The sequence below is a fragment of the Pedobacter jamesrossensis genome (assembly GCF_042650905.1).
Taxonomy (GTDB): Bacteria; Bacteroidota; Bacteroidia; order Sphingobacteriales; family Sphingobacteriaceae; genus Pedobacter; species Pedobacter jamesrossensis.
This window is the reverse complement of sequence record NZ_JBHSBY010000067.1, coordinates 1-1,989: the sequence shown is the minus strand read 5'-3', so window position 1 is coordinate 1,989 and position 1,989 is coordinate 1. Positions and strand designations below refer to the sequence as shown.

Annotated in this window: 2 protein-coding genes; both read left to right on the top strand. The window is 33.7% G+C overall.

Annotated elements, in window-relative coordinates; all coding sequences use genetic code 11:
• Positions 1 to 768 precede the first annotated feature (768 nt).
• Positions 769 to 981, top strand: a complete 213-nt coding sequence (locus tag ACFOUY_RS09060) for a hypothetical protein (RefSeq protein WP_378960185.1) — start codon at positions 769 to 771, stop codon at positions 979 to 981.
• A 26-nt stretch (positions 982 to 1,007) separates the two neighbouring features.
• Positions 1,008 to 1,865, top strand: a complete 858-nt coding sequence (locus ACFOUY_RS09055) for a sugar phosphate isomerase/epimerase family protein (RefSeq protein WP_378960184.1) — start codon at positions 1,008 to 1,010, stop codon at positions 1,863 to 1,865.
• The last annotated feature ends 124 nt before the right edge of the window (positions 1,866 to 1,989 follow it).

Sequence of the window (1,989 nt, the reverse complement as noted above, 5' to 3'; positions counted from 1 at the left end):
GAATAATGGTTAAATAAAATATTTCTAACCAGCAACAGACAGATAACACTCCAGATTTATTTAAACACAAAAAAAGCTGCCTCATTTATTTTGAGACAGCCTCTTCTTAATATAACTTAATTTGGCGGTGTCGTTATGTGGTTGTTATGCTGCTATTGGCATTACGTCATGCTCAACTTGATTGGGCATCTTAATGCTTTAAAAGCAGGCGTTTATTTTGTTTTCTTTTTTATTGCTTTAGGGTTCCCGTTTTCACGGGAATGATGTATGGCTCGATTTTTGTGTATACATCTGTAAAACAGCACAATATTTTTTTCGACAGCAGTTTTAGAAAGAAGGGTTAAGATATGATTTTACAAAACGGGTTCAAAAAGCTAGATGAGAAGATTAAAGCTTATCAAAAATCATCAGGTGATAGGCGTTTAGAAAAGAAACTATTTTCGGACATGGTTAGCACGTTTTTAAGTTCCTATGTTAAGAAGGCTAAGGTAGTTTCATAATTAGAAATTAAAAAGCATTATCCGTTAGGGCACTGGAAAACCTACAAAAAAACTGTCGCACCAAGCATTGAGGGAAAGCGGCAGGTTTTTAAAATCGTTTAATGGGAACATAAAATTTGAAGTTTGCGGATACCGCAAAGAAGAGGGCTTATGAAATTAAAAATTCATAAGCCCTTTTTCGGTTAGATTATTATGTAACGAAATTATGCTTAAAAGTAAATGAAGCTAGATTTTGCGTAATATTATAGCAATTAACCAAATATCAGATATGGATGTAAAATTGATTACGGCAGAAACTAGTGAGCAACATAGTTTTTCAGAGCTGATTAGGAATGAAATTAATGATCAGGTCAAATTATTAGACGATTTTAAAGCCTGCGATGATGCTCCAGGTTTTACAGAAATTGGTGATTACCTGATGCGTTGTGGTCATAATTTTCGTAATGCGATATATTTAACTGCTACAACAAAATATACTTGAAATGCATAGTTAATTATTGTTCTCCTATGAGATATCTTTATTTAATTTTACTACTGGTATTAACTAATGCAGATAAAGTATTAGCCCAGCAAATACCTAAATTAGGAATTGTATCACCATTAAGCAGAGATAGTTTGGCCCATGCTTCAGGCTTTACAATGCTTGGTGAATCTGTACCAAACCTGCTTTCTCCACTATTAAAAGAGTCTGATTTTTTAGCCAGCGTTGAAAAAATTAATAAAGCCAGGTGCAAGGTAATTAGTTGCAATCTGTTTTTTCCTGCAACAATTAAAATAGCAGGACCCTCGGTAGATGAAAATAAAGTTATCGGTTATGCCGATACCGTATTATTTAGAGCAGGAAAGGCTGGGATAAAGTATATAATTCTGGGTAGCTCGGGTGCGAGAAGTATACCCTTAGATTATAGTCAGGAAAAAGCTAAAAATGATTTTGTTACACTTTGTAAAAAACTGGCATTACTTGCGGAAAAATATAATGTAACTATTCTACTAGAAAATCTACAATCGAAGGAAACCAATTTTCTTAGCTCTTTAAAGTCTGCTGCAGAAGTGGTACGCAGGGTAAATCATCCGGCATTTAAGTTGAATGCAGATATTTTCCACATGATGCGGGAAAACGAGTCTCCTCAGGAAATTGTAAATGCAGGCTCGCTAATTACATTTTGCGAAATAGCGGAAAAAGAAAAACGTAGTTTACCTGGCGTTATGGGAGATGACTTTAAGCCTTATCTAAAAGCTTTAAAGGAAATTAACTACCATGGCTTTATTTTTATGGAAGGCGCTATCGAACATCCAGAAACAGAATTACCTTTAGCGTTTAAATATTTATCTAATCAGCTTTCTGAAGTTTATCTTTCTAAATAATAATTTTTTAGAAATTATGTCAGGGTCAACGCATAAAATTTTCTAAAATTCGTTGTGTTATCCACAAAATGTTAATTTCTGCCTAAGAACTTTTTTATTTTAAAGGCCTGGTTTCATATAGCTT